Here is a 24,659-nt window from a genome sequence, read left to right as displayed (position 1 = left end):
CCATGGCGCCCATGGCAGGTCTTGGAGTAAAGTATAGATGCCCATTACGATTTTCGACGGTATTGTTATCGGCGTCGTGCTGTTTTCCGCCGTTCTCGCCATGGTACGCGGCTTCTCTCGCGAAATTCTGTCGATCGTCAGTTGGGGCGGCTCGGCCGTTGCGGCCTACTATCTCTACCCGAAGCTGGTGCCTTACGCCAAACACTACACCGATGACGACCGTATCGCCATCGTCGGCTCGGCCGCCGTCGTCTTCCTCATCGCGCTGATCATCATCTCCTTCATCACCATGAAGATCGCCGATTTCATCATCGACAGCCGCATCGGCGCGCTCGACCGCACGCTCGGCTTCCTTTTCGGCGCCGCCCGTGGCGTGCTGCTGTTGGTCGTCGCCGTTGCCTTCTGGAACTGGCTGGTCGACGAAGCGCATCGCCCCGATTGGGTCAACAATGCCAAGTCCAAGCCTTTCCTCGATTCGATGGTGGTAAAGCTGGAAGCCGCATTGCCGGAGAAATTCGCGCAGATGATTCGGACCAATGTTATCGACAAGATCCAGCCGGAAAAGCAGCAGTTGAACGATGACGCGGCCGCACCGAGCGATGCAGCCCCATCGGACGACGCACCCGCCTCGCCGGCGGCACCGACAACGACACCTGCCGCTCCGGCTACGAATAATTGACGATGTGTCACCAGGCTTGACCCGCTTGGCGGCCATCGCCATCTGACCGGAACCGACGACCCTATCCGGCCAGGCATATCGCCCGGCCGGATTTTCAGTTATTTTGGATCCCAGCCCCAGCGCTGCCAGAACCCCGTGAGAGCAAAGGCCTTCAGCCATGACCCTGTCACCCTCCCCTGAAATCGATAACGACATCGACGGCGACACACTGCACGAAGAGTGCGGCGTGTTCGGCATACTCGGACACTCGGACGCGGCAACGCTGACGGCGCTCGGCCTGCACGCCCTGCAGCATCGGGGCCAGGAAGCAGCCGGCATGGTCGTCTTCGATGGTCAGCGCTTTCATTCGGAGCGCCGCATGGGACTGGTGGGCGACCACTACACGGATCCGGCAACCCTTGCCCGCCTGCCCGGCGACCGTGCCATCGGCCATGTTCGCTACTCGACCACGGGCGAGACGATCCTTCGCAACGTCCAGCCGCTGTTTGCCGAACTTGAGGTCGGCGGCATCGCCATCGCCCATAACGGCAACTTCACCAACGGCCTCTCGATGCGTCGCATGCTGATTGCCGACGGCGCCATCTGCCAGTCGACGTCGGACACCGAAGTCGTGCTGCACTTGATCGCCCGTTCCAAGCATGCCTCCTCCTCCGACCGCTTCATCGATGCCATCCGCCAGATGGAAGGCGGCTACTCGATGCTGGCGATGACCCGTACCAAGCTCATTGCCGCCCGCGATCCGATCGGCATCCGGCCGCTGGTGATGGGCGAACTCGATGGCAAGCCGATCTTCTGTTCCGAGACCTGCGCGCTCGACATCATCGGCGCGAAATACATCCGCGACGTTGAGAACGGTGAAGTCATCATCTGCGAGATCCAGAGCGACGGCTCGATCACCATCGATTCGCGCAAGGCCGATCAGCCCGAGCCCGAACGGCTGTGCCTGTTCGAATATGTCTACTTCGCGCGCCCGGACTCTGTCGTCGGCGGCCGCAATGTCTACGTCGCCCGTCGCAACATGGGCATCAATCTGGCCCATGAAGCGCCGGTCGAGGCTGACCTCGTCGTTCCAGTGCCAGATGGCGGCACGCCAGCGGCAATCGGCTATGCGCAAGCGAGCGGCATACCGTTCGAACTGGGGATCATCCGCAACCACTATGTCGGGCGGACCTTCATCGAGCCGACCCAGTCGATCCGCGCCTTCGGCGTCAAGCTGAAGCACTCCGCCAACCGCGCCATCCTCGAAGGAAAGCGCGTCGTGCTCGTCGACGATTCCATCGTCCGCGGCACGACATCGGTGAAGATCGTCCAGATGATCCGCGAGGCCGGTGCCAGCGAGGTGCACATCCGAGTTGCCAGCCCAATGATCTATTTCCCGGATTTCTACGGCATCGATACGCCGGATGCCGACAAGCTGCTCGCCAACCAGTACGAGAACCTCGAAGCCATGTGCGCCTTCATCGGCGCCGATAGCCTCGCCTTCCTGTCCATCGACGGTCTCTACAGGGCTGTCGGCGGCGAGCCGCGCGATCCCGTCGCACCCCAGTTCACCGACCACTATTTCACCGGCGATTATCCGACCCGGTTGCTCGACCGGGAAAGCATCAACAATGTCCGCAAGCTATCGGTGCTTGCTGGCAACGGCTGAGGGCTGAGGGCCGCGCTTGATGGACTGACCGTTAGTCTGGTATGGGGCATGTTATCGCCCCATAACATCGCGAACGGAATTCGGCATCATGAGCGTCAACCTGCAGGACAAGATCGCCCTGGTCACCGGAGCCTCGCGCGGCATCGGATATTTCACCGCTCTGGAACTGGCAAAGGCTGGCGCCCACGTGATCGCCTGCGCCCGTACGGTCGGCGGCCTGGAAGAGCTGGACGACTCCATCAAGGCTGCCGGCGGACGGGCAACGCTGGTGCCATTCGACCTTGCCGACATGGATGCGATCGACAGGCTCGGCGGCTCGATCTTCGAGCGCTGGGGCAAGCTCGATATTCTCGTTGCCAACGCCGGGGTGCTCGGCACGATTTCACCCATCGGCCATGTCGAGGCAAAAGTCTTCGAGAAGGTCATGACGATCAACGTCACCGCGACGTGGCGGCTGATCCGTTCCGTTGAACCGCTGCTGGTGCGCTCTGAGGCCGGCCGAGCCGTCATCCTGTCGTCCTCCGCAGCTCACAAATGTCGGCCCTTCTGGGGTCCCTACTCTGCATCCAAGGCGGCAGTCGAGGCCTTGGCCCGAACCTGGGCCGGGGAAACGCAAGGCACACCGCTGCGCATCACCAGCCTCGATCCCGGCGCAACGCGCACCGCCATGCGGGCTTTGGCGATGCCTGGCGAAGACCCCGAGACCGTGCAACATCCCCGAGATGTCGCTGATGTCATCATGAGACTGGTCGGGCCCGAGGTGACGGAGACGGGCAAGCTTTTCGTGGTGCGGGAAAACAAGCTGCTGGACTACCGGCTGCCGGAATAGATCTCTGGGACTTGGCGTCTGGCCCGACCCTCGACAGCGACGGCTCCGTCCGACATAGTCGATCGTGAGCGGCGCGCGGCTTAACAGCACGCCTGCGGCCTGGAGGGCCTATGATTTCACTGTTATTCTGGGTGGCCATCACCGGACAAAGCGCCGCCTATCCTGCCGACGTCGCAGCCTTTCTGGAACGAAGAACGCAATGCACGCACTGGGCCGGTGAAGATCCCTACGACAAGGACAGGGAGGCCGAGATCATCGCAGCCATGACGAAGCTGAAATGCGAAAGTGTCGAAGGCGCCGAACGAAAACTTCGGTTGCGATACCGCGACGTGAAGACGGTGATCGATGCACTTGACTTTGAGTAGACGCGATCGATCTACCGACGTCACGCGCAGTTGGATTGTCACAGCGCCTCATGCGGGACCACGCCCTGCGGTCCAAAGGAACTCAATGCTGAACCGCCGCCTTCTGATCTGGTTCGTCTGTGCCGGACTATCGCTCAGTCCCAACCTCGCCTTGGCTGACAACACCGGCTTTCCCGAAGGTGCAGAGCAGGCAACGACGCTCCAGGCAAGCGAACTCATGATGAAAGCACCCCCGCTTTTCAAAGCAGGACGGAAAGACGAGGCCGTGTTCTGGTACTACGCCGGCCAGCTCCGCGCGCGCGCGCTCATGAATGCCTATCCCGACCAGGATCCATCAGGCGGCCCGGCGTTGTTCGCCGCACTCTTCGAAACGATAGGTCCCGAGATCAACGGCTGGGCCTTTGGCGATATTCCCCAGTTGCAGCGAACAATCGCATCCGTCCTTGAGTGGGACAGGCTGCATCCTGATTCTTCGATACCAGCGGCGGCGAAGGTCGCCACGCGGTCGGGACTGGAGAAGCTCAGCCTGCAGATCGGCCAAGACGCCGACCAGATCCGCCGAGAACGCGCGGCAAACGGACTTCTAAACCGATGAGCGCATAGAGCCAGCGCTGGGTCAGTCAATAAATCGCAAGACTACATCCGCGAAGCCTGCGCTCCTCTTGACCAAAATCCTGCATCGCGCCATAAAGCCAGCCATGAAAACAGCTATTTGCAGCATCTGCCGGAAAATTATTCGCTAGCGCACCGCTGGCCTGGCCGTTTTCGTCTCCCCATTGCGCAAAGATGAAACGCCCGGTCCGCCGGCCGCGACGATTTTTTTTCGATCGTGCATCTGGGAGAGTGGACATGGGCGTGACGCCTGAGCTGAAATTTTACAATACCCTAACGCGCGAAAAGAGCGTGTTCGTACCGATCGATGCGAGCAATGTCCGCCTCTATGTCTGCGGTCCGACCGTCTACGACTTCGCCCATATCGGCAACGCCCGCCCGGCCATCGTCTTCGACGTGCTGTTCCGGCTTCTCAGGCAGGTCTATGGGTCCGAGCACGTCACCTATGTGCGCAACATCACGGATGTCGACGACAAGATCAACGCCCGCGCCCTGCGCGATTATCCCGGCATGGAGCTCAATGCTGCCATCAGGCTGGTCACGGAAAAGACCGACAGCCAGTACCAGAAGGATGTGATGGCGCTCGGCTGCCTCGAGCCGACCGTGCAGCCGCGCGCCACCGACAACATCGGCCAGATGATTTCGATCATCGAGGCGCTGGTGGAGAAAGGCCATGCCTATGCGGCAGCGGGCGAAGTGCTGTTCGACACGAAATCGATGGCGGATTACGGCCAGCTGTCAAAGCGAAATCTCGACGAGCAGCAGGCCGGCGCCCGGGTCGCAGTCGATGTTCACAAGAAGAACTCCGGCGACTTCGTGCTGTGGAAACTGTCCGATGCCGACGAACCCGGCTGGGACAGCCCTTGGGGCCGTGGCCGGCCGGGCTGGCATATCGAATGCTCGGCGATGAGCCGCCGCTACCTCGGCGACGTCTTCGACATCCACGGCGGCGGCCTCGACCTGATCTTTCCACACCATGAGAACGAGATCGCCCAGTCCCGTTGCGCCCACGGCACGGCTGTCATGGCCAATGTCTGGATGCACAACGGCTTCCTGCAGGTCGAAGGCCGCAAGATGTCGAAATCCGACGGCAACTTCGTCACCATCGCCGAGCTGCTGGAAACCGACAAGCTTGGCGGGCGGACATGGCCCGGCGAAGTGCTGCGGCTGGCGATGCTAATGACGCATTACCGCGAGCCGATCGACTTTTCGGTGAAGCGGCTGGAGGAAGCCGAACGGCTGATCGCCAAATGGCCGGCGGCAGGCCCCTCGAACGCGGCACCGCCCACCTCGGTGGTCGATGCGTTGGCCGACGATCTGAACACCGTTGCTGCCGTTCAGGCATTGCATGCGCTTGCCCAGGCCGCCAATACCGATCCGGCGGTGCTGCCGGTGTTTGCCGCAAGCGCTGCGCTACTTGGCGTGCTGCCTGAGAAAAAGAACGTCGGCGCCGATCTGACGGCGGCGATCGATGCGCTGGTGCAGATGCGCCTAGAACTGCTGAAGGCAAAGAATTTTGCCGAGGCCGACAAGGTTCGCGACGAGTTGTCCGCGAAGGGTGTGCAGTTGAAGGACGGCAAGGACGCGGTAACGGGCGAGCGGGTGACGACTTGGGAGATCAAGCGGTGACTTCAGCGGCTGCCGCGGCATACCCCCCTCTGTCACCTTCGGTGACATCTCCCCCACAAGGGGGGAGATTGGGTGGGTGCGGCGGCCTTGTTGCATTGTCATTCCGCTCACTTGATCGGAAAGAGAAGTTGTCGGAAACTCGGGTGCTCGGTGTGCAACAAAATCACGCCGCCAGCCAATCTCCCCCCTTGTGGGGGAGATGTCACGCAGTGACAGAGGGGGGTAACGTGCCGCATATGCCCATCCCTCCAAAAATGCGTTCCAACGCCCGCCAGATGCGCAAGGCGATGACCGACGCAGAACTGAAACTCTGGAACGAGCTGCGTGCCCACCGCCTGATGGGACTCAGCTTCCGCCGCCAGATGCCGATCGCCGGCTACATCGTCGATTTCGCCTGCCCGAGCCATCGGCTGATCGTGGAGGTCGACGGTTCCCAACATGGCGATTCAGAGGCGGTTTCCTACGACCAGCAACGCACGATACGCCTTCAGCAAGACGGCTGGACAGTTCTCCGCTTCTGGAACGGCGACATCCTCACGGACATCGACGCCGTCTGCCTTCACATCGTCCTCTCAACGGGAGACACGCCATGACACAACTCACCAGAAGCGGCGGCTGCCAATGCGGCGCGGTGCGCTTCCGGGTCGAGGGATCGCTCGAGGACGTTTCGATCTGTCATTGTCGAATGTGCCAGAAGGCCTTCGGCGGCTATTACGCACCGCTGGTCTCCACTCGGAAAGCTATACTGGAGTGGACACGTGGGACGCCGAAGCGCTTTCAGTCGTCCAATATCGTTGCTCGCGGATTTTGTGACGAATGCGGCACTCCGTTGACCTATGAAGCGCCGGATGGCATCGCTCTTGCCGCCGGCGCATTCGATAATCCTGCCGTTCTGCCACCTAAGCTGCAATATGGCACGGAGGCCAAGATCGCCTTCGTGGACCATCTTCAGGAGCTGCCGGGTCACCCGACGGAGGAGGACATCGCTGCCCTGCCGTTCTTGGCGAACATCGTTTCCTACCAGCATCCCGATCACGATACGGCCACATGGCCAGCGGAGGCGAAGCATGACTGAGACCACCAGAAGCGGCGGCTGCCAGTGCGGCGCGGTGCGGTTCAGGATCACCGGAGCGCTCGGGCGGCCGTCGATCTGTCACTGTCGCATGTGCCAGAAGCAGTTCGGCGGCCTGTTTTCGGCGCTGGTTACAACGCCTGAGGATGCTACCGAATGGACGCGGGGGGAGCCCAGCTATTTCCGCTCGTCGGTCAACATCGAGCGCGGATTTTGCAGGGATTGCGGCACGCCCCTCACCTACCGCCATCCCGGCGGGATGGAGATCGCCATCGGCGCCTTTGACAAGCGCGCCGATCTGTCGCCGCAGATCCAGGTGAACCATGACGCCCGCCTGCCATGGATAGAGACGATCTTCGAGCAGCCGGTTCATGCTGACCCCGATTTCTATGCCCGCCAGGAAGCGATCATCTCCTTCCAGCACCCCGACCATGACACCGACACCTGGCCCTCCAAAGGTTTGAACCTATGACCGAAGTCCTGCGTACCCTCTACCCCGAGATTGAACCCTATGCCTCCGGCCACCTTGATGTCGGAGATGGCCATGTCGTCTACTGGGAGCGCATCGGTACGCCCGGTGCAAAGCCAGCGGTCTTCCTGCACGGCGGCCCCGGAGGCACGATATCGCCGAGCCATCGGCGGCTGTTCGATCCGGCGCTCTATGACGTGACGCTGTTCGACCAGCGCGGTTGCGGCAAGTCGACGCCGGCGGCAGATCTGAATGCCAACACCACCTGGCACCTGGTCGACGACATCGAACAGCTGCGGGAAATGGCTGGCGTGGAGAAATGGCTGGTGTTCGGCGGTTCCTGGGGATCGACGCTGGCGCTGGCCTATGCGGAAAAGTTTCCGGAGCGGGTGAGCGAGCTGGTGGTGCGTGGCATCTACACGCTGACCAAGGCCGAGCTCGACTGGTACTACCAGTTCGGCGTCTCCGAAATGTTTCCCGACAAGTGGGAGCGCTTCGTCGCCCATATTCCGGCTGACGAGCGCCACGAGATGATGCTCGCCTATCACCGCCGCCTGACCCATGAGGACAGCCATGTGCGCCTCGCCGCCGCCAAGGCCTGGTCGATCTGGGAAGGCGAGACGATCACGCTGCTGCCGGAACCTTCCACCAGCACGGCGTTCGAGGGTGATGAATTCGCCTATGCCTTTGCGCGCATCGAGAACCATTTCTTCGTCAACGCCGGCTGGCTCGAGGAAGGCCAGTTGATACGGGACGCGGTGCGCCTCAAGGACATTCCCGGCGTGATCGTCCACGGACGCTATGACATGCCCTGCCCGGCAAAATATGCGTGGGAGCTACACAAGGCTTGGCCGAAGGCGGAGTTTCACCTGATCGAGGGGGCCGGACACGCCTATTCCGAGCCCGGCATTCTCGACCAGCTGATCCGCGCGACCGACCGGTTTGCGGGTAAGGCGTAATTCGGTCGGAGCCACCAGCCCCTCGCGCATCGAGACTGCGGGCAAGGAGGCTGACCACAGACTGATCTCCCCGCTCGTGGGGGAGATGTCGGCCCGGCCGACAGAGGGGGGCAACCCTCCGCACGCAGCAAATTCCCGGGAGGGTCGCCATGACACGTGAAAAAATCTACCTGTTCGACACGACGCTGCGCGACGGTCAGCAGACGCCCGGTGTCGATTTTTCCGTCGAGGACAAGATCGCCATTACAAACCTGCTCGACGATTTCGGGCTCGACTATATCGAGGGCGGCTATCCCGGCGCCAACCCGACCGACACGGCATTCTTCAGCCAGAAGCGAACCAAGAACGCGTCGTTCGTCGCCTTCGGCATGACCAAGCGGGCGGGCGTCTCGGCTTCCAACGACCCCGGGCTTGCGGGCCTGCTGCAGGCGAGCGGCGATGCCATCTGTTTCGTCGCCAAGAGCTGGGACTACCATGTCGAGGTCGCACTCGGGATCTCGAACGCGGAAAATCTCGACTGTATCACCGAGAGCGTCAAGGCGGCGGTTGCCGCCGGCAAGGAGGCTCTGGTCGACTGCGAACACTTCTTCGATGGCTACAAGGCCAACCCCGGTTATGCGCTGGCCTGCGCCAGGGCGGCCTATGCTGCCGGCGCCCGCTGGGTGGTGCTCTGCGACACCAACGGCGGCACGCAGCCGTCGGAAATCCGCGCCATCATCGAAGCCGTCATTGCCGAGGGAGTACCCGGCGAAGCACTCGGCATCCATGCCCATAACGATACCGGCCAGGCGGTGGCCAATTCGCTGGTGGCCGTGGAGGCCGGAGTGCGGCAGATCCAGGGAACTCTCAACGGCCTCGGTGAGCGCTGCGGCAATGCCGATCTGGTGACGCTGATCCCGACGCTGGCACTGAAGAGCGCCTACAACACCCGCTTCGAGACCGCCATCGACGGCGAACGGCTGATTGGGCTGACCGGCCTGTCGCATGCCTTCGACGAACTGCTCAACCGGTCGCCGAACCATCAGGCGCCCTATGTCGGCGGCTCGGCCTTTGCGACGAAAGCCGGCATCCATGCCTCGGCCCTGCTGAAAGATCCGCGCACCTACGAGCACGTGCCTCCGGAAAGCGTCGGCAATTTTCGCAAGGTGATGGTCTCGGATCAGGGCGGAAAGGCCAATTTCATCAATGCGCTGAAGCGGCGCGGCATCACCGTCGCCAAGGACGATCCGAAACTCGATCGGCTGATCTCGATCGTCAAGGAACGGGAATCCTTCGGCTATGCCTATGAGGGTGCGGACGCCAGCTTCGAGCTGCTGGCCCGCCGCACACTTGGCACCATCCCCGAATTCTTCTCGATCGACGGCTTTCGGGTGATGGTCGAGCGACGCTTCGATTCGCACGGACGGGTGAAGACCGTCTCCGAGGCCGTGGTGCGGTTGATCATCGACGGCAAGACGATCATGTCGGTGGCGGAGGGAGACGGGCCGGTCAACGCGCTCGATCTGGCGCTGCGCCGCGATTTCGGCAAATACCAGGCCGAGATCGAGGACCTCGTGCTGGCGGACTTCAAGGTGCGTATCCTCAATGGCGGCACCGAGGCGATCACCCGGGTGCTGATCGAATCGAACGACAGCGACGGGGTGCGCTGGTGGACGGTCGGCGTATCCGAAAACATCATCGATGCATCCTTCGAAGCACTGACGGATTCGGTCGTCTACAAGCTGATGAAGAACCGCCATATGGCCGGCAAGATCGCCGCAGAGTGAGCGCCACGAATAGGTCCGTCAAGGAAATGAATTGGTGAAGTGCGGGCGCATCGGCTAATCGGACCATTACAACAAAATATGGAAACATCCGATGGCTGCCGATGCAACCGCCACCCTGGTGAAGAACGAAGACAGTCCGCGCGGTTTTGCCTTTGCGCTGGCGGCCTATCTGTTCTGGGGAATACTGCCGCTCTACATGAAAGCGCTCGCCCATATCCCGGCAGCCGAGGTCATCGCCCATCGCATCGTCTGGTCGGTGCCGGTGGCGGGCGCCGTGCTGCTGTTCCTCGGGCGGACGGGCGACCTGAAGGCGGCGCTCAGGAGCCCTCGGACCATCGCGCTGGCCTCGATGACGGCATTGCTGGTGACGATCAACTGGGGGACCTATGTCTGGGCGATCGGCAATGGCCATTCGCTGGATGCGGCGCTCGGCTATTTCATCAATCCGCTGTTCAGCATCGCGCTCGGAGCGCTGCTGCTCAAGGAGAGGATCTCGATGCCGCAGCTGGTGGCGATCCTGCTCGCCGCTATCGCCGTGGTGATCCTTGCTGTCGATGCCGGACGTCCGCCGTGGGTGGCGCTCCTGCTGACGCTGTCATGGGGGCTGTACGCCTTTTTCCGAAAGACGCTGCCGGTCGGACCGAACCAGGGATTTTTCCTTGAAGTGCTGCTGCTCGGCCTGCCGGCGCTTGGTTATATCGTTTATCTGGAAAGCATCGGCCAGGGCCATCTCTATGCCACTGGCGCCAACGATACGATGTTGCTGGTCGGCTGCGGCCTCGTCACCGCCCTGCCCTTGATGATCTATGCCAACGGCGCAAAGTTGCTACGCCTGTCGACGATCGGCATCCTGCAGTACATCGTGCCGACCATGGTTTTCCTGCTGGCCGTATTCGTTTTCCACGAGCCGCTTGGCACGGCCCGCATGATAGCTTTCCCGCTGATCTGGGCCGGGCTCGTGCTCTACACGTGGTCGATGCTGAAAACCAGCCGCGGGCGCTGAGCCTGCAGCGGGTCTACATCTTGGAAATCACACTCTCGTCTCCGGCGCGACCGGCCTTCGTCTCGGCGGCGTGGGCGAGAACTGCGGGGACGATATCGGCGACGGCATCGATGACCATCGGCTGGACCCTGTGGGCGGTGTGGACGAAGCCCTCGCCGGTCATGTGACGGATTAGCTCCATCATCGGATCCCAGAACCCGTTGATATTGGCAAAGACCATCGGCTTTTCGTGCTGGCCGAGCTGCGCCCAGGTCATGATCTCGACGATTTCCTCGAGTGTGCCGATACCGCCCGGCAACGCCACGAAGGCGTCCGCCCGCTCGAACATCCGGTGCTTGCGGGTGTGCATGTCGGGAGTGATGATCAACTCGTCGAGCTGGCCGAGCGAATGGCGCGTCGCTTCCATGTCGACGAGGAATTCCGGGATGATCCCGGTCACCTGTCCGCCATTGGACAGTACGCCGGAGGCAACGGCACCCATGATACCTTTGGTGCCACCGCCATAGACGAGACGGAGGCCGCTTTCGGCAATCGCCTTGCCCAGCGCGCGGCCGGCTTCCATGTGGGCAGGGTCACGTCCGGGGCGGGAGCCGCAATAGACGCAGATGGATTGAATTGGCAAAGATTCTTGATTCATGCCTGCAAACAACAATGCAGCAGATGCCCAGTCAAGAAATTTAACGGAAAACCTGTGCCTCATTCCCCGGAAATAGCTGAGCAAGCTTGTAAAAGCAGCGGAAATCGTTAGCAATTTTTACAACTGCGACGACGATGCCGCCTGGAGACCTTGATAATGAAGAACCGTGCCGGATTGCTGGCCTTGTTGGTGCTGGTAATTGCGACCATCCTGATGGTCTTCTTCGTGCTGCCCCGCATTGGCAGCGACAAGAAGCCGATCGGCGACGCCATCAATCACGCAAGCTCGCAGGTGGGCAACATTATCGCCGACAACACCGCGAAACCGGCGGATACGCCGGCAAAGACCGCAGATGCGACGGCGCCCGCTGCAGATGGAGCCGCCAAGTCGGCCGCACCGGCAACGGCACCTTCGCCAGCGCCCATCGACATAGCCGTCATGATCGGTGCCCTAAAGGATAAGGCCACCACCGCGCTTGCCGAGCTCAAGGCGCTGTTTGCCGATGGCAAGGGACCGACAGAGGATGTCTTCGATGCCGCAAAGACCAAGACAATCAATAGCCTGCAGGCAATCGTCGATGTCGCCAAACCCGACAATGCAGATCCGGCGACCGCAACTCTGATCGACAAGTCACATCAGGGTGCCGGCAAGGCCCTGGCCGTCATCAAGGCGCTTCCGGAAAACATCGCCGATGCCGTCGCCGCAATCGACCGTGCCCGCGCTGTGCTGCTCGGCGATCCCACACCGCTGGCGCAGGCACCGGCCGCCCCCATCAAGCCGGCCTTCGACGTGTTGCGCGTCGAGCCTGATGGCTCGACTGTCATCGCCGGCCGTGCCGCGCCAGGCACCAAGCTCGACATCATCGACGGCGACAAGGTGATCAACTCGACCGAAGTCGGGCCGGGAGGCGATTTCGCTGCCGTGCTCGACAATCCACTTCCCGCTGGCGACCACGAGATCACCCTGAAATCCACTGGCAAGGACGGCACATCCGTCGTCTCCGAGGAGACTGCAACCGTATCCATTCCCAAGGATGGGTCTTCGCAGCTGCTGGCGATGGTTACCAAGCCCGGCGAGGCAAGCCGCATCATGACCGCTCCGGAAGCCAAGCAGCCGCGTGTCACCGCACCGGCCACCAAGTCGGCGGCGGCGCCGGCTCCTTCGGCAGCGCCTGACGCCACTACCGCACCCGCCACGGCAAGCGTCGATCCTGCCGCAACGCCAGCAGATGCCGGCACCCCACCGGCGACCACCGATCATGCAGGACTGGTCATCAGCGCTGTCGAGGTCGAGAACGACCATCTGTTCGTCGCCGGAGCCACGCGCGCCAACCTCAAGGTTCGCGCCTATGCCGACGAAAAGCAGATCGGCGAGAGCACGGCCGGCGGCGATGGCCATTTCGTCATCGACGGCGCCATGCCATTGGCGGTCGGCGATCATACCATCCGGGTCGATGGCCTTGATGCCAACGGCAAGGTCATCGTGCGCACAGCGGTCAATTTCAACCGTCCGGAAGGAAGCCAGCTGACGGTTGCCGCCCAGTCGCCGGCCGCCGCCGCCGTTAACCCGGCGCCTGCAGCGGCCCTCGACGAGGGGCAGCTCGGCAAGCTGCGCAGCGATCTCGGACGTGCCTTCGCGCTGCTCAAGGGCCTTTTCCAGGGTGGCCAGATGCCGGGCAACGAACAGCTCGCCGCGGCCCGCTCCGGCACGGAGTTTGCGCTGAAGGGGCTGCGCGATTTCCGCCCGGCCATCGATGCCAGCGCGGCTCTGAAACAGGCCTCGTCCATGGCATCCGACGGTGCTGGCAAGGCACTGGCACTGCTGGAGCCGCTGCCGCGCGATCCCGTGGCAGTCGGTGCGGTAATCGCCCGTCTCGACCAGCTGATCGCGCCGCTGCTGAAACCTGCAGCCGGATCGGTTGCCGCGGCACAAGCCCGATCGGCCGAAACAGATCCTTCCGACGTCAAGACCTACGAACAGGCACCGCTTGCCGTCAACAAGAACGCGGTCATCATCCGCCAGGGCGATACGCTCTGGCAGATTTCCAGGCGAACCTATGGATTGGGTGTGCGGTACACGACGATCTATCTTGCCAACGAGGACAAGATCCACAATCCCGACCGCATCTTGCCCGGACAGGTCTTCGGCCTGCCGAAGGACGCACTGCCGAACTCGGAAGAGCTGCATCGCCAGCGCCTGTCGGGCAAGCATCTCTAGCCGGATCACCATGGTTTTGCGTCAGGAAAGGGCCGGGTAGAATTTTCGCCCGGCCTTTCGCGTTAAAGTGATCATAAAACTTTTCGAACGACCCTCGAATAGTATATGCGTGCGCCGGGTGCCCCGGCCGGCATGGCCCGTGAGGCCATACAGACCAGCGGCATTTTTACACCGCGTGATCGCCCGGATCTTACCGGCACTCCAGATCCCCGGTGATGCGGGAGAGTTGCATGGCAGACGGCAAGAAGACGATTTCGGCGGATGCCAGCAATCCGTTCCGCACCATCCTCAATCTGTGGCCCTACATGTGGCCGGCCGGCCGCACCGATCTCAAGATGCGCGTCGTCTGGGCTTCGGTCTTCCTGCTGATCTCCAAGTTCGTGCTCCTGCTCGTCCCCTATTTCTTCAAGTGGTCGATCGACGCGCTGAACGGCAAGATGGACCTGAACGGCATCGTACCGAACTTCATGATGGGCGCAGTTGCCCTCGTCATCGCCTACAATGTCACGCGGCTGATCCAGCTCGCCCTGAACCAGCTGCGCGACGCTCTGTTTGCCAGCGTCGGCCAGCACGCCGTGCGCCAGCTGGCGTTCCGCACCTTCGTGCACATGCACCAGTTGTCGTTGCGGTTTCATCTGGAGCGCAAGACCGGTGGCCTTTCGCGGGTCATCGAACGCGGCACCAAGGGCATCGAAACGATCGTTCGCTTTACAATCCTCAACACGGTCCCGACCTTCGTCGAATTCCTGCTGACGGCGGCGATCTTCTGGTGGGGCTACGGTTTCTCCTACCTCGCGATAACAGCGGTCACCGTCACCATCTACATCTGGTTCACGGTACGGGCCAGCGACTGGCGCATCTCGATCCGTCGCACGATGAACGACAGCGACACGGACGCCAACACCAAGGCCATCGATTCGCTGTTGAACTTCGAAACTGTCAAATATTTCGGCAACGAGGAGATGGAGGCCAAGCGCTTCGACAACTCGATGGCGCGTTACGAGAAGGCCGCGACCGATGTCTGGACGTCGCTCGGCTGGCTCAATTTCGGCCAAGGCGTGATCTTCGGTCTCGGCACCACCGTCATGCTGATCTTCTCGGCCTATGCCGTGATAAACCACACCCAGACGGTCGGCGATTTCGTCTTCGTCAACTCGATGTTGCTGCAGCTCTCGGTGCCGCTCAATTTCATCGGTTTCGTCTACCGCGAAATTCGCCAGGGTCTGACCGACATCGAGGAGATGTTCGATCTGCTCGAGGTTCAAGCCGAGGTCACCGACGCGCCCGGGGCTACCGAACTGACGATCCAACAAGGCGCCATTGCCTTCAACAATGTGCATTTCGCCTATGATGCGGCGCGACCGATCCTAAAGGGGATCTCCTTCGAGGTGCCGGCTGGCAAGACTGTGGCGGTGGTGGGCCCCTCCGGCGCCGGCAAGTCGACGTTGTCGCGGCTGCTGTATCGTTTCTACGACGTCCAGAGCGGCACGATCACCATCGACGGCCAGGATGTGCGCAGCGTCACCCAGAAAAGCCTACGCAAGGCAATCGGCATGGTGCCGCAGGACACGGTGCTATTCAACGACACGATTGCCTACAATATCCGCTACGGCCGCCCGGACGCCGACGACGCTGCCGTTCTGGCTGCTGCCGAAGTGGCGCAGATCGGCCATTTCATCGACCAGCTCCCCGATGGTTTCGAGACCAAGGTCGGCGAGCGCGGCCTGAAGCTCTCCGGCGGCGAGAAGCAGCGCGTCGCCATCGCCCGCACCATTCTCAAAGCGCCGCCGGTGCTGATCCTCGACGAGGCGACCTCGGCACTCGACACGACGACGGAACAGGAGATCCAGGCTGCGCTCGACGTGGTCTCGAAGAACCGCACGACGCTGGTCATCGCCCACCGGCTGTCGACCGTTATCGGCGCCGACGAGATCATCGTTCTCAAGAGCGGGGAGATTGCCGAGCGCGGCACCCACGCCGGCCTGCTGGAGCAGAACGGCCTCTACGCCTCCATGTGGAACCGCCAACGCGAAGCGACCCAGGCGGAAGAGCATCTGAAGCAGGTTCGCGAAAGCGACGACCTCGGCGTCGTCGTCCGCCTCTCGCCGGCGACCTGATCAGCAGCGCGATCAGCTGGGGGCGGCGGTCGCGCCGGCATTGCTTGCCGCCCGTTTTGCCTGTAGTCAGCGTCAGGGCTAACAACGGAAGGCCGCCATCGATGAGCTTGTACAATACCATCCGCAATACGATCGTCCCTGTCCACAAGGAGGGCTACGTCTTCGTTGCCGCTTTCTTCGTGGCATCGCTGGTCCTCGGGTGGTTTTTCAAGCCGCTATTCTGGATCGGCCTGATCCTGACCCTCTGGTGCGCCTACTTCTTTCGTGATCCCGAGCGGTTGACGCCGCAGGACGAGGACCTCGTGATATCGCCGGCTGACGGCAAGGTATCGAGCGTTGTGATGATCACGCCACCGGCCGAGCTGAACCTCGGTTTCGAGCCGATGCTGCGCATCTCGATCTTCATGAACGTCTTCAACTGCCATGTGAACCGCGCGCCGATGCGCGGCCGCATCAGCAACATCGCCTATCGCAAGGGTAACTTCCTCAACGCCGAACTCGACAAGGCCAGCGATGAGAACGAGCGCAACGGCATGGTCATCGATACCGTGCGCGGCCAGATCGGCGTCGTGCAGATTGCCGGCTTCGTGGCGCGTCGTATTCTCTGCTTTGCCCAGCCAAACGAGCCTATCGAGGCTGGCGAGCGCATCGGCCTCATTCGTTTCGGCTCGCGCCTCGACGTGTTCCTGCCGGCCGGATTTTCACCGCGTGTGACCCTTGGCCAGACGGCCATTGCCGGCGAAACCGTCATTGCCGAATTCGGGTCCCTGAAAGGCCCGACCACCAGCCGACGCGATTAAGCGTCACCGGGAGATCGCGACATGAAGACGCCATTTCCTCAGCTGGAACCCTTGGGCGAAAACGAAGAAGCACGCGGTCCGCGACTGCGCGAGATCCCGTTGCGGCTGATGGTCCCCAACCTTATCACCGTGCTGGCTATCTGCGCCGGGCTGACCGGTGTGCGGCTCGCCTTCGAGGAGCGCTTCGAACTATCTGTCGCGATGGTTCTGGTTGCAGCGTTTCTCGATGGTGTCGACGGCCGGGTTGCGCGGATGATGCGGGCGACGTCCAAATTCGGTGCGCAGATGGATTCGCTCGCCGATATCGTCAACTTCGGCGTGGCGCCAGCTCTGGTGCTTTATGTCTACGTGCTGAACCAGGCCCATTCTCTCGGCTGGATCGCTGCCCTCATCTATGCGATCGCTGCCGGGCTGCGGCTGGCGCGCTTCAATGTGATGGCCGAGCGCGACAACAAGGCCCCATGGCAATCCGAATACTTCGTCGGCGTTCCGGCACCGGCGGGTGCGATGCTGGTGCTTGCACCCGTCTATCTTGGCTTCCTCGGCATCATGCCCGACAAGACATTCGGCTATATCGCCTCGGCCTACACCGTCATCATCGGCTTCCTTCTGGTGAGCCGCCTGCCCGTCTGGTCGGGCAAGAGCGAGGGCAGCCGGATCCGCCGTGACCTCGTGCTGCCGATCATGCTCGGCGTCGTCGTCTATGTGGCACTGCTGATGAGCTACACCTGGGAGGTCATGGTCGTGACCGTGGCCGGCTACCTCCTGTCTCTACCGCTTGGCGCCCGCTCCTGGCAGCGCAAATACGGCACCTATACCATCAACGGCCCCGCAGACCCCGATGTCGATGACGCCAACGACGATATCGGCCGGCATATCTGACACCTCCAGCTGGCCGTATCGATTTCTACTTCCAGTGAAGTTTTCTGCGAATGCTGACGGCCCGCCAGCGCGTCCGGCGGCCCGCATTGCCATGTAATGCCTTCGATCTCCCCCGTCTTGAACAGGATATTCGCGAATCAGGCCTCGCGTCAGGCTCGCGGATTATGCTGCACGTTCACAAAAGCTGATCGGCACCGCCTCCGATTCGTCACGATTGGCCGTGAAAGAGAAAACATTACAACCACCTGGGAAGGAGATCCTCATGAGCACCATCAACACAAGTACGACACAGCCGGCCAAGACAGACCTCGCATCGCTCTACCGCCCGATCGGCCTCAAGGCCGTGACTGCCGCCCATCTGATGCTGAAGGGCAAGTCTGCTACCTCCAAGAAGATCGCTTAAGCGCCGGCATAGAATTTATAGAGCAGGCTGAGGGCAAGCAGGCTCATCACCACACCGATGATTGCATCGAGGACCCGCCACGCGGCGGGTTTGGCAAAGACCGGCTGCAGCAACCGCGCGCCATAGCCCAGCCCGAAGAACCAGACGAACGAAGCGGCAGCAGCACCTGCGCCATAGGCGAATCTCGCCGTTCCCTCATAAGCAGCCGACAGGCTTCCCAGCAGCAGCACCGTATCCAGGTAGACGTGCGGATTGAGAAAGGTGAATGCCAGGCAGGTCGCAATCGCCGACGACAGCGTCAGCCCGTTGCCACCGGCGGCGCGCATCGCCTGCGGCCGCCATGCACGGCGAAAGGCCAGCACGCCATAGGTGCCCAGGAACACGGCGCCACCGATGGTAACGAATGCTATCAGCCGCGGCGACTGGGCCACGACTGAGCCCAACCCTGCCACGCCCGCGGCGATGAGCACCGCGTCGGACAGCGCGCAGATCAAGCAAAGCACGAAGACATGCGACCGCAGCAGCCCCTGGCGCAGGATGAAGGCGTTCTGGGACCCGATGGCGATGATCAGCGAGGCACCGAGCAGGGCGCCGGAGAGAATTGGCATGGGGGGATTTCCACAGCAGAAGTAGAGGTACGTCAGAACAGGCGCAGCTGGTCGTCTCCCGGGTCATGTTTGCGCGCCGGCTTCAGGCGCGGCTGCACTTCTATCGGCATCTGCAACTCCGGGCCCATGTTGGAGACCTTGTTGACGAGATCGGAGACAGCGATGGCCTCGAACAGGTCTTCGTCGGCCGGCACCATCAGATCTGCGACCTCGCGCGGCTCCTGCGTCCGGCAATCCAGCCATCGCGCGAAATCCTCAGGCTTGATGACGACGGGCATACGGTCATGGATCGGTGAAATCGTTCGATTTGCCGCCGTGGTCAGGATGGCACCGGTATCGACTTCGGAGCCATCGGCCGAGGACCAGGTTTCCATCAATCCGGCGAAGACCACGACGCCGCCGTTGCGCGGGCGTATCCAGTATGGTTGCGACTTCTCGCCGCTCTCCTTGTCGGGCCTGTGCCACTCATAAAAGCCGGAGGCGGGTATCAGCACGCGGCGATGGCGCATGGCGGCGCGGAACGATGCCTTTTCGATCGCAGATTCGGCACGGGCATTGAGCAGCAGGGGAAAAGCCTTGGGATCCTTGACCCAGGAGGGTGTCAGCCCCCAGCGCACGAGCAGGGCTCGACGATCCGGGAGGTTGCTGCCCGCGTCCTGGCGTTCACCGGAAACGACGACGAGGATCGGCTGGGTCGGCGCAATGTTGAAGCGCGCGGGAAAGCTCTCGAGTTCAAGGAGCCCGAGCAATTCCCGCACCTCCTCGGGCGTCGCTTTCAACGCAAATCGGCCGCACATGAGATCTGTCTTGCATTCACCGCAGGTCCGGTCAAGGCCACGCTAGCCGCGCGGGCCAAACAGGATCAGCGACGTTCCCGCCAGGCAAACGACGGCACCGGAAATATCCCACCGGTCAGGCGCCCGCCCCTCGACCAGCCAAAGCCACAGCACCGACGCAACGATGTAGATGCCGCCATAGGCAGCAAACGTGCGCCCGGCCGCCTCGCTCGGCACGAGTGTCAAAAGCCAGGCAAATATCGCCAGCGACAGCATGCCGGGAGCCAGCCACCAGACCGGCTTGCCCAGCCGCATCCAGCCCCAGAAGGCAAAGCAGCCGGCAATCTCCGCTAGCGCTGCCAATGCGTAAAGCCCGTACGTGATCATTCGCAACCCATGCCGCCAGTTATCGAAATCTTGCCTGTAGACAGCGATTGATCTACGCTTGGCTCGTGATCGAGATCCGCGAAACCGAAGTCTATGCCGGCTGGTTTTCGCGACTGCGAGACGAGCGGGCAAAGGCACGGATAAACGCACGGATTTTTCGTCTTGCCAATGGAAATGCTGGTGGTCACAAAAGCCTCGGCAATAGCGTGTTGGCACTGCGGATTGATTACGGTCCCGGGTACAGAGTGTATTACACGATGTTAGAAAGCGTAGTCGTGCTGTTGCTTTGTGGCGGTGACAAAAGCAGCCAGGTCGATGACATCACCAAGGCGAGGACGCTGGCTGAGGCGGCGAGGAAATTTCGATGACACTGAAAACAGAAAAGTGGGATGTTTCCCGTCATCTGGACACGGACGAAAAGATCGCCTTGTTCCTGGAAGCTATTTTCGAGGAAGCGGACGCAGCGACGATCGCGGCAGCACTTGGCGAGGTCGCTCGCGCCAAGGGCATGAGCAAGGTCGCAGAAGACGCAGGCCTTTCTAAAGAAGGCCTCGATAGCGCTCTGAGTGGCAATGGCAGTCCGGAGTTTGGCACCATCCTGCGGGTAATCAAGGCTGTGGGTTTCGATCTGCGGGTGAAGCCGCAAGTCACTCCAATGCCTGAAATCAACGTCGCCCCATGACCCCAACCCCACAGCCTGCATCCTCCGGGATCCTCGAGCGCGACGGGCGGTTTTTGCTCGTGATGCGCCGCAACCCTCCGTCCAAGGACATGTATGCATTTCCGGGCGGGCGGGCGGAGGCCGGCGAGACACCGGCCGATACGGCGATGCGCGAGTTCGAGGAGGAGACCGGTATTGCCGTCAGCAATCCCCGGCCCTTTGCGACCTATAATCTTCGCCATCCGGGCAAGGACGGCAGCGCGGACAGCCACTTCTTCCTCTCCGTATTTCTGGTCGATGCCGACGAGGATGCGGTTGCCACTGCGGCCGACGATGCGGCTGAGGTCGGCTGGTTCACGCTCGACGAGATCAGGGTATTGCCGGTGCCGGACAGCGTGCTCGAATGCGTCGAGAAGCTGTCGCAAACGCATTAATTGCGGGAGAAGCGGCCAGACCACTTGCTCGCAGCCTCCGCAGCCTGTCAACTGGCGCGATGATTCCACGGCCTGTCATCGTCATCTCGCTGTTGCTATCGCTGTGCTGCATCCAGGCTGAGGCGGCGTCGCCCAAGGCAGAGCCTGCACCGGATCCGCCGCCGGCAGATGCGGGGACGCCTGCGCCATACGACGATAAGCTGCTGCGGCTGGGTGAAATTCTGGGTTCGGTGACCTATCTTCGGCACCTGTGTGCGCCAACAGAGCCGCAAGATTGGCGCGAAGCCATGCAAAAACTGTTGGACACGGAGACGAAGAACGAGCCGAAAAGGAAGGAACGAATGACTGCTGCATTCAACCGTGGCTATAGATCTTTCGCTTCCGTCTATACGGATTGCACGCCACAGGCTATGACCGCCGAACAGCAGTACCGTAACGAAGGCGCAACACTCGCTGGCGAAATAACTGCGCGGTTCGGAAATTGACGCTTTATTAACCTCTTTCCATAGCGACCCGTGTCGTTTTAGGAAAAGGCTGTTAAACTTGTTAACCGGGCAGTAAGTACACCGGGCGTTCTCGAGGATAAAGAAAATGATGGAACCAAGCCTCAACGACATCGACGACATGATCGTCCATGAGAAGATGCAGGCGGCTCTGGAATATCAGAACGAAGCCTGGGCTGACGGTGTAGCCGATGGTATCGAACCGGAAATCATTGCCGGCGCAGCCATCGCCCATGCCTTGCGCGAGACCATTCGTCTTCAGGGCGAACAGGGTGCCGAGGCCTTGCTCGAATCGCTCCGCGAACGCATGTTGTCGGGCGAGTTCTCGCCGATCCGTTCCCTGCAATAACCTCAAGAGATCTTTTATGCCGCGTGCCATGGGCGATGTTCTGCGACAGTCTGTCACCTCCGTGATGGCTGCGACGCTTCTGGCAGCAAGCGCCATGTCGGCCGCACCCGCCTTTGCATTTTCGCTCCTTAACGATGCTGTGAAGCAAGCTCCTGCTACACCACGCGAGAAGCCCGTCCTGCAGGCATTGGAAGCACCCAGCAAGGGCATCCCCATGCCTGACCCGCTGGTGAACAGCCAGGCTGCGCCAAGCACGGGCGACAGTGCGCCAGCGAGCGGCACTCCAACCAAATCTGTCGAATTCCTCTTTGATATCAACAAGGCGCCTGACGCGGTGCGCAAATTGCGCGAGGCCATCGTCGAGGCCGCCGCCTCCGGCGATCCGGAACGCCTGCGCCCGCTGATGAATGTCGGCGGCGGTCTTAACCAGACGCAGGTAACGGCTGACGATCCGGGCGAAGACCCTATCAAGTCCCTTCACGACCTCTCCGGCGACAAGGACGGTATCGAGGTGATGTCGATCCTTCTCGACCTCCTATCGACCGGCTTTGCCCATGTCGGCCAGGGGACGCCGAATGAAATGTATGTGTGGCCGTACTTCGCCGAAAAAGACATCAAGACGCTGACGGCGCCTGAAAAGGTCGACCTGATGCGGATCGTCACGGCCGGCGACTACTCCGACATGCTGGAGTTCGGTGGCTACAATTTCTACCGGGTGGGAATCACTCCTGACGGCAAGTGGAAGTTCTTCTCGGCCAGCGAATAGCCTGCCAGCGGCGGGAACTTGCGATCGTCTCCCGTCATGCCTATTTTCAGGCCTCATCACAAACGTGACGGATTGCCCATGCCAGCCGTATTTCTCAATGATCGCTCGCTGCTGCGCATCACCGGCGCAGAGGCCGAATCATTCCTGCAAAACCTGATCACCACCGATCTCGGCGCACTTGCTGCAAGCGAAGCACGTCCGGGAGCCCTGCTGACACCGCAGGGCAAAATAATGTTCGACTTCATGATCTGGCGCAACGGCGACGGCTTTGTCGTCGAGACGGACAGCGTCCAGGGCGAAGCGTTGCTGAAGCGGCTTTCGATGTATCGACTTCGGGCGGCGGTCGAGATTACGGCTTCCGACGATCAGGGCGTTACCGTCAGCTGGGGCGACGCTGACAACAGCGGCTATGCCGACAGCCGCTTTGCAAAGGCGGGCATTGCACTTCACCGCGTTCCAGGCGCTCACGGTGACGGTGCCGTCGCCATCTACGATACCGCGCGCATTGCAGCGGGCGTTCCCTCCTCCGGCATCGACTTTTCGCTGCAGGACGCATTTCCCCATGATGTGCTGATGGATCTGAACGGCGGGCTCTCCTTCCGGAAGGGATGCTATGTCGGCCAGGAAGTGGTGTCGCGCATGCAGCATCGCGGCACCGCCCGCAAGCGGCTGGTGCTGGTCTCGGCTGATGCCGATCTTCCGGAAACTGGAACGCCTCTTCTTGCCGGCGGGAAGCCGATCGGCACATTGGGCTCAGTCTCCGCCAACAGAGGCCTTGCCATCGTCCGCATCGACAGGGCGGGAGAGGCCATGGCGAGCGACATGCCTATCCTTGCAGGCGAACTGCCGGTGTCATTGGCCCTGCCCGCATGGTCCGGGCTTTCATTCCCAAGCAAGGCCGACGAGGCCACGGCGTGACATTGACGAAAGAACCGCGCGCGTGGCAGCGCATGCTGTCGGGGCGCCGTCTCGATTTGCTCGATCCCTCGCCGCTCGACGTCGAAATCGGAGATATTGCCCACGGGTTGGCGCGCGTCGCCCGCTGGAACGGCCAGACGTCTGGTAGCAACGCATTTTCGGTCGCACAGCATTGTCTCGTCGTAGAGGATATCCTGCGGCGGATCGTGCCGACTACTGCCGATGACCTGCTTATGGCCTTGCTGCATGACGCACCGGAATATGTCATCGGCGACATGATTTCGCCGTTTAAGGCGGTGGTCGGCGGCGGCTACAAGGCCGTGGAAAAGCGGCTCGAAGCCGCAATCCACCTGCGCTTCGGCCTGCCAGCCCATCCGTCGCGCTTGCTCAAGGACAACATCAAGAAGGCGGACACCATCGCCGCCTATTTCGAAGCGACCGTTCTCGCCGGTTTCACTCCTTCGGAGGCTAGAAAATTCTTCGGCCAGCCGCGCGATATCGTCCAGGAGATGCTGCCGATCGACCCCCTGCCCGCCATAGAGGCGCAAGCGCTGTTCCTCGCCCGGTTCGAGGCGCTGGAGGCAGAGAGACGCAGATCCGCGAGTTCCGTACGATGAGCGACATCGTCGTTTCACCGCTGGAACGCATTGCCGAGATGGCTGTGCGCCATGGAGCCCGCGAGATGATAAGCCTGATGGCCGAACAGCACAGCTTCCACCGGCCCGCGGTGATCTCGGCCAACCGCCATCTGCTGCTCGGCATGAACGACATCGTCTTTGCCGGCAATGACAAGCTGGTCGCACCCCAGGAAGCCCATGCCGAGCAGATCATCGCCTTTGCGCGGAGTTGGGACCGCTCCGCCCCATTGCTGATCCACTGCTGGATGGGCGTTTCCCGTTCGCCGGCAGCAGCGCTGATCGCGTCACTGGCAATAGATCCCGATGTCGATGACGTCGCGCTTGTCGCTCGCCTGCGCCGCGCCTCGCCGCAGGCAACGCCGAATTCACGGCTGGTGGCTTTTGGCGATCAGTTGCTCGGGCGGCAGGGTCGACTGGTCGCAGCAGTCAAGTCTGCTGGGCGCGGTGCGGACAGCGACGGCAACATGCCTTTTGTCTTACCGCTAGACCCGGCTGGTTGACCGGGCTGGCAATTGCTCCATCTACCGCCCGA

General features: G+C 61.7%; 31 protein-coding genes. 26 read left to right on the top strand and 5 right to left on the bottom strand.

The window, feature by feature from the left end:
- Positions 1 to 37: 37 nt before the first annotated feature.
- The 5 genes from PR017_RS04205 (at position 38) to PR017_RS04185 (ending at position 4,116) form a co-directional block, all read left to right on the top strand.
- Positions 38 to 679, top strand: coding sequence for a CvpA family protein (locus tag PR017_RS04205; protein WP_111220439.1), 642 nt, complete (start codon positions 38 to 40; stop codon positions 677 to 679).
- 157 nt (positions 680 to 836) lie between these two features.
- Complete coding sequence (gene purF / locus PR017_RS04200; protein WP_111220438.1) at positions 837 to 2,327, top strand: amidophosphoribosyltransferase; 1,491 nt, start codon at positions 837 to 839, stop codon at positions 2,325 to 2,327.
- 88 nt (positions 2,328 to 2,415) lie between these two features.
- A complete protein-coding gene (locus PR017_RS04195) occupies positions 2,416 to 3,156 on the top strand; it encodes an SDR family NAD(P)-dependent oxidoreductase (RefSeq protein ID WP_111220437.1) in 741 nt (246 codons plus the stop codon).
- A gap of 110 nt (positions 3,157 to 3,266) precedes the next feature.
- A complete protein-coding gene (locus tag PR017_RS04190; RefSeq protein ID WP_111220436.1) occupies positions 3,267 to 3,521 on the top strand; it encodes a hypothetical protein in 255 nt (84 codons plus the stop codon).
- An 85-nt stretch (positions 3,522 to 3,606) separates the two neighbouring features.
- The gene (locus PR017_RS04185; protein WP_111220435.1) at positions 3,607 to 4,116 is read left to right on the top strand and encodes a hypothetical protein; all 510 of its coding nucleotides are present in this window, start codon (positions 3,607 to 3,609) and stop codon (positions 4,114 to 4,116) included.
- A 25-nt stretch (positions 4,117 to 4,141) separates the two neighbouring features.
- Here the strand turns inward: PR017_RS04185 and PR017_RS04180 are convergent, their stop codons facing one another.
- Positions 4,142 to 4,372, bottom strand: a complete 231-nt coding sequence (locus PR017_RS04180; protein ID WP_133255592.1) for a hypothetical protein — start codon at positions 4,370 to 4,372, stop codon at positions 4,142 to 4,144.
- Here PR017_RS04180 and cysS point away from each other — a divergent pair.
- The 7 genes from cysS (at position 4,371) to rarD (ending at position 11,031) form a co-directional block, all read left to right on the top strand.
- On the top strand, positions 4,371 to 5,762 hold the full coding sequence (gene cysS / locus PR017_RS04175; RefSeq protein ID WP_111220434.1) for a cysteine--tRNA ligase: 1,392 nt from the start codon (positions 4,371 to 4,373) through the stop codon (positions 5,760 to 5,762). The two genes, PR017_RS04180 and cysS, sit on opposite strands and share 2 nt — an antisense overlap.
- A gap of 227 nt (positions 5,763 to 5,989) precedes the next feature.
- Positions 5,990 to 6,355, top strand: a complete 366-nt coding sequence (locus PR017_RS04170) for an endonuclease domain-containing protein (RefSeq protein ID WP_111220433.1) — start codon at positions 5,990 to 5,992, stop codon at positions 6,353 to 6,355.
- Positions 6,352 to 6,837 carry a GFA family protein gene (locus tag PR017_RS04165; protein ID WP_111220432.1) on the top strand — a complete coding sequence of 162 codons (486 nt, stop codon included), beginning with the start codon at positions 6,352 to 6,354 and terminating at the stop codon, positions 6,835 to 6,837. Before PR017_RS04170 ends, PR017_RS04165 begins: the two co-directional genes overlap by 4 nt.
- A complete protein-coding gene (locus tag PR017_RS04160) occupies positions 6,830 to 7,306 on the top strand; it encodes a GFA family protein (protein ID WP_111220431.1) in 477 nt (158 codons plus the stop codon). Before PR017_RS04165 ends, PR017_RS04160 begins: the two co-directional genes overlap by 8 nt.
- Positions 7,303 to 8,262 carry a prolyl aminopeptidase gene (gene pip, locus PR017_RS04155; protein WP_111220430.1) on the top strand — a complete coding sequence of 320 codons (960 nt, stop codon included), beginning with the start codon at positions 7,303 to 7,305 and terminating at the stop codon, positions 8,260 to 8,262. Before PR017_RS04160 ends, pip begins: the two co-directional genes overlap by 4 nt.
- A 149-nt stretch (positions 8,263 to 8,411) precedes the next feature.
- Complete coding sequence (gene cimA, locus PR017_RS04150; protein WP_111220429.1) at positions 8,412 to 10,028, top strand: citramalate synthase; 1,617 nt, start codon at positions 8,412 to 8,414, stop codon at positions 10,026 to 10,028.
- 91 nt (positions 10,029 to 10,119) lie between these two features.
- Positions 10,120 to 11,031: an EamA family transporter RarD gene (gene rarD, locus PR017_RS04145; RefSeq protein ID WP_111220428.1), complete on the top strand. Its 912-nt coding sequence runs from the start codon at positions 10,120 to 10,122 to the stop codon at positions 11,029 to 11,031.
- A 13-nt stretch (positions 11,032 to 11,044) separates the two neighbouring features.
- Here the strand turns inward: rarD and PR017_RS04140 are convergent, their stop codons facing one another.
- On the bottom strand, positions 11,045 to 11,668 hold the full coding sequence (locus PR017_RS04140) for an LOG family protein (protein WP_111220788.1): 624 nt from the start codon (positions 11,666 to 11,668) through the stop codon (positions 11,045 to 11,047).
- A 156-nt stretch (positions 11,669 to 11,824) separates the two neighbouring features.
- On the opposite strand from PR017_RS04140, the gene PR017_RS04135 reads away from it, so the two are divergent.
- The 5 genes from PR017_RS04135 to PR017_RS04115 all read left to right on the top strand — a co-directional run bounded on the left by PR017_RS04135 (position 11,825) and on the right by PR017_RS04115 (position 18,087).
- A complete protein-coding gene (locus PR017_RS04135; protein ID WP_240538995.1) occupies positions 11,825 to 13,885 on the top strand; it encodes a LysM peptidoglycan-binding domain-containing protein in 2,061 nt (686 codons plus the stop codon).
- Positions 13,886 to 14,115: 230 nt separating this feature from the next.
- On the top strand, positions 14,116 to 16,002 hold the full coding sequence (locus PR017_RS04130) for an ABCB family ABC transporter ATP-binding protein/permease (protein WP_111220427.1): 1,887 nt from the start codon (positions 14,116 to 14,118) through the stop codon (positions 16,000 to 16,002).
- A 101-nt stretch (positions 16,003 to 16,103) separates the two neighbouring features.
- On the top strand, positions 16,104 to 16,802 hold the full coding sequence (locus PR017_RS04125) for a phosphatidylserine decarboxylase (RefSeq protein WP_111220426.1): 699 nt from the start codon (positions 16,104 to 16,106) through the stop codon (positions 16,800 to 16,802).
- Positions 16,803 to 16,823: 21 nt separating this feature from the next.
- Positions 16,824 to 17,684, top strand: a complete 861-nt coding sequence (gene pssA / locus PR017_RS04120) for a CDP-diacylglycerol--serine O-phosphatidyltransferase (protein ID WP_111220425.1) — start codon at positions 16,824 to 16,826, stop codon at positions 17,682 to 17,684.
- 262 nt (positions 17,685 to 17,946) lie between these two features.
- A complete protein-coding gene (locus PR017_RS04115) occupies positions 17,947 to 18,087 on the top strand; it encodes a hypothetical protein (RefSeq protein ID WP_164498240.1) in 141 nt (46 codons plus the stop codon).
- Here PR017_RS04115 and PR017_RS04110 read toward each other — a convergent pair.
- Genes PR017_RS04110 through PR017_RS04100 form a run of 3 tightly spaced genes read right to left on the bottom strand, consistent with a single transcriptional unit; the run spans position 18,084 to position 19,855 of the window.
- Positions 18,084 to 18,695, bottom strand: coding sequence for a LysE/ArgO family amino acid transporter (locus PR017_RS04110; protein WP_111220424.1), 612 nt, complete (start codon positions 18,693 to 18,695; stop codon positions 18,084 to 18,086). The two genes, PR017_RS04115 and PR017_RS04110, sit on opposite strands and share 4 nt — an antisense overlap.
- A 32-nt stretch (positions 18,696 to 18,727) precedes the next feature.
- Positions 18,728 to 19,492 carry an SOS response-associated peptidase gene (locus tag PR017_RS04105; RefSeq protein WP_111220423.1) on the bottom strand — a complete coding sequence of 255 codons (765 nt, stop codon included), beginning with the start codon at positions 19,490 to 19,492 and terminating at the stop codon, positions 18,728 to 18,730.
- 42 nt (positions 19,493 to 19,534) lie between these two features.
- Entirely contained in the window at positions 19,535 to 19,855 is a 321-nt protein-coding gene (locus PR017_RS04100; RefSeq protein ID WP_111220786.1) for a YnfA family protein, read from the bottom strand.
- A gap of 68 nt (positions 19,856 to 19,923) precedes the next feature.
- On the opposite strand from PR017_RS04100, the gene PR017_RS04095 reads away from it, so the two are divergent.
- The 9 genes from PR017_RS04095 (at position 19,924) to PR017_RS04055 (ending at position 24,627) form a co-directional block, all read left to right on the top strand.
- Complete coding sequence (locus tag PR017_RS04095; RefSeq protein WP_111220785.1) at positions 19,924 to 20,226, top strand: type II toxin-antitoxin system RelE/ParE family toxin; 303 nt, start codon at positions 19,924 to 19,926, stop codon at positions 20,224 to 20,226.
- Positions 20,223 to 20,540 (top strand): addiction module antidote protein, encoded by a 318-nt coding sequence (locus PR017_RS04090; RefSeq protein ID WP_111220422.1) that lies wholly within the window; start codon positions 20,223 to 20,225, stop codon positions 20,538 to 20,540. Before PR017_RS04095 ends, PR017_RS04090 begins: the two co-directional genes overlap by 4 nt.
- Positions 20,537 to 20,953 (top strand): NUDIX hydrolase, encoded by a 417-nt coding sequence (locus PR017_RS04085; RefSeq protein WP_111220421.1) that lies wholly within the window; start codon positions 20,537 to 20,539, stop codon positions 20,951 to 20,953. Before PR017_RS04090 ends, PR017_RS04085 begins: the two co-directional genes overlap by 4 nt.
- 59 nt (positions 20,954 to 21,012) lie before the next feature.
- A complete protein-coding gene (locus PR017_RS04080) occupies positions 21,013 to 21,438 on the top strand; it encodes a TIGR02301 family protein (RefSeq protein WP_111220420.1) in 426 nt (141 codons plus the stop codon).
- A gap of 109 nt (positions 21,439 to 21,547) precedes the next feature.
- Positions 21,548 to 21,805 carry a hypothetical protein gene (locus tag PR017_RS04075; RefSeq protein WP_142829924.1) on the top strand — a complete coding sequence of 86 codons (258 nt, stop codon included), beginning with the start codon at positions 21,548 to 21,550 and terminating at the stop codon, positions 21,803 to 21,805.
- Positions 21,806 to 21,821: 16 nt separating this feature from the next.
- Positions 21,822 to 22,571, top strand: a complete 750-nt coding sequence (locus tag PR017_RS04070; RefSeq protein WP_111220418.1) for a hypothetical protein — start codon at positions 21,822 to 21,824, stop codon at positions 22,569 to 22,571.
- Between the two features lie 78 nt (positions 22,572 to 22,649).
- Positions 22,650 to 23,489, top strand: a complete 840-nt coding sequence (gene ygfZ, locus PR017_RS04065; protein ID WP_111220417.1) for a CAF17-like 4Fe-4S cluster assembly/insertion protein YgfZ — start codon at positions 22,650 to 22,652, stop codon at positions 23,487 to 23,489.
- On the top strand, positions 23,486 to 24,106 hold the full coding sequence (locus PR017_RS04060) for an HD domain-containing protein (protein WP_111220416.1): 621 nt from the start codon (positions 23,486 to 23,488) through the stop codon (positions 24,104 to 24,106). The genes ygfZ and PR017_RS04060 overlap by 4 nt, the downstream gene beginning before the upstream one ends.
- Complete coding sequence (locus PR017_RS04055) at positions 24,103 to 24,627, top strand: tyrosine phosphatase family protein (protein ID WP_111220415.1); 525 nt, start codon at positions 24,103 to 24,105, stop codon at positions 24,625 to 24,627. The genes PR017_RS04060 and PR017_RS04055 overlap by 4 nt, the downstream gene beginning before the upstream one ends.
- Positions 24,628 to 24,659: the final 32 nt, after the last annotated feature.

The organism is Rhizobium tumorigenes, from assembly GCF_003240565.2.
GTDB lineage: Bacteria > Pseudomonadota > Alphaproteobacteria > Rhizobiales > Rhizobiaceae > Rhizobium > Rhizobium tumorigenes.
The sequence above is the reverse complement of the archived record's forward strand: the minus strand, read 5'-3'. Positions and strand labels throughout refer to the sequence as shown.

Excerpts from the sequence above, each read along its gene's own strand:
- PR017_RS04205 (WP_111220439.1), top strand. The coding sequence starts at position 38 with ATGCCCATTACGATTTTCGACGGTATTGTTATCGGCGTCGTGCTGTTT.
- purF (WP_111220438.1), top strand. The coding sequence starts at position 837 with ATGACCCTGTCACCCTCCCCTGAAATCGATAACGACATCGACGGCGAC.
- PR017_RS04195 (WP_111220437.1), top strand. The coding sequence starts at position 2,416 with ATGAGCGTCAACCTGCAGGACAAGATCGCCCTGGTCACCGGAGCCTCG.
- PR017_RS04190 (WP_111220436.1), top strand. The coding sequence starts at position 3,267 with ATGATTTCACTGTTATTCTGGGTGGCCATCACCGGACAAAGCGCCGCC.
- PR017_RS04185 (WP_111220435.1), top strand. The coding sequence starts at position 3,607 with ATGCTGAACCGCCGCCTTCTGATCTGGTTCGTCTGTGCCGGACTATCG.
- cysS (WP_111220434.1), top strand. The coding sequence starts at position 4,371 with ATGGGCGTGACGCCTGAGCTGAAATTTTACAATACCCTAACGCGCGAA.
- PR017_RS04180 (WP_133255592.1), bottom strand. The coding sequence starts at position 4,372 with ATGTCCACTCTCCCAGATGCACGATCGAAAAAAAATCGTCGCGGCCGG.
- PR017_RS04165 (WP_111220432.1), top strand. The coding sequence starts at position 6,352 with ATGACACAACTCACCAGAAGCGGCGGCTGCCAATGCGGCGCGGTGCGC.
- PR017_RS04160 (WP_111220431.1), top strand. The coding sequence starts at position 6,830 with ATGACTGAGACCACCAGAAGCGGCGGCTGCCAGTGCGGCGCGGTGCGG.
- pip (WP_111220430.1), top strand. The coding sequence starts at position 7,303 with ATGACCGAAGTCCTGCGTACCCTCTACCCCGAGATTGAACCCTATGCC.
- cimA (WP_111220429.1), top strand. The coding sequence starts at position 8,412 with ATGACACGTGAAAAAATCTACCTGTTCGACACGACGCTGCGCGACGGT.
- rarD (WP_111220428.1), top strand. The coding sequence starts at position 10,120 with ATGGCTGCCGATGCAACCGCCACCCTGGTGAAGAACGAAGACAGTCCG.
- PR017_RS04140 (WP_111220788.1), bottom strand. The coding sequence starts at position 11,668 with ATGAATCAAGAATCTTTGCCAATTCAATCCATCTGCGTCTATTGCGGC.
- PR017_RS04135 (WP_240538995.1), top strand. The coding sequence starts at position 11,825 with ATGAAGAACCGTGCCGGATTGCTGGCCTTGTTGGTGCTGGTAATTGCG.
- PR017_RS04130 (WP_111220427.1), top strand. The coding sequence starts at position 14,116 with ATGGCAGACGGCAAGAAGACGATTTCGGCGGATGCCAGCAATCCGTTC.
- PR017_RS04125 (WP_111220426.1), top strand. The coding sequence starts at position 16,104 with ATGAGCTTGTACAATACCATCCGCAATACGATCGTCCCTGTCCACAAG.
- pssA (WP_111220425.1), top strand. The coding sequence starts at position 16,824 with ATGAAGACGCCATTTCCTCAGCTGGAACCCTTGGGCGAAAACGAAGAA.
- PR017_RS04115 (WP_164498240.1), top strand. The coding sequence starts at position 17,947 with ATGAGCACCATCAACACAAGTACGACACAGCCGGCCAAGACAGACCTC.
- PR017_RS04110 (WP_111220424.1), bottom strand. The coding sequence starts at position 18,695 with ATGCCAATTCTCTCCGGCGCCCTGCTCGGTGCCTCGCTGATCATCGCC.
- PR017_RS04105 (WP_111220423.1), bottom strand. The coding sequence starts at position 19,492 with ATGTGCGGCCGATTTGCGTTGAAAGCGACGCCCGAGGAGGTGCGGGAA.
- PR017_RS04090 (WP_111220422.1), top strand. The coding sequence starts at position 20,223 with ATGACACTGAAAACAGAAAAGTGGGATGTTTCCCGTCATCTGGACACG.
- PR017_RS04085 (WP_111220421.1), top strand. The coding sequence starts at position 20,537 with ATGACCCCAACCCCACAGCCTGCATCCTCCGGGATCCTCGAGCGCGAC.
- PR017_RS04080 (WP_111220420.1), top strand. The coding sequence starts at position 21,013 with ATGATTCCACGGCCTGTCATCGTCATCTCGCTGTTGCTATCGCTGTGC.
- PR017_RS04075 (WP_142829924.1), top strand. The coding sequence starts at position 21,548 with ATGGAACCAAGCCTCAACGACATCGACGACATGATCGTCCATGAGAAG.
- PR017_RS04070 (WP_111220418.1), top strand. The coding sequence starts at position 21,822 with ATGCCGCGTGCCATGGGCGATGTTCTGCGACAGTCTGTCACCTCCGTG.
- ygfZ (WP_111220417.1), top strand. The coding sequence starts at position 22,650 with ATGCCAGCCGTATTTCTCAATGATCGCTCGCTGCTGCGCATCACCGGC.
- PR017_RS04055 (WP_111220415.1), top strand. The coding sequence starts at position 24,103 with ATGAGCGACATCGTCGTTTCACCGCTGGAACGCATTGCCGAGATGGCT.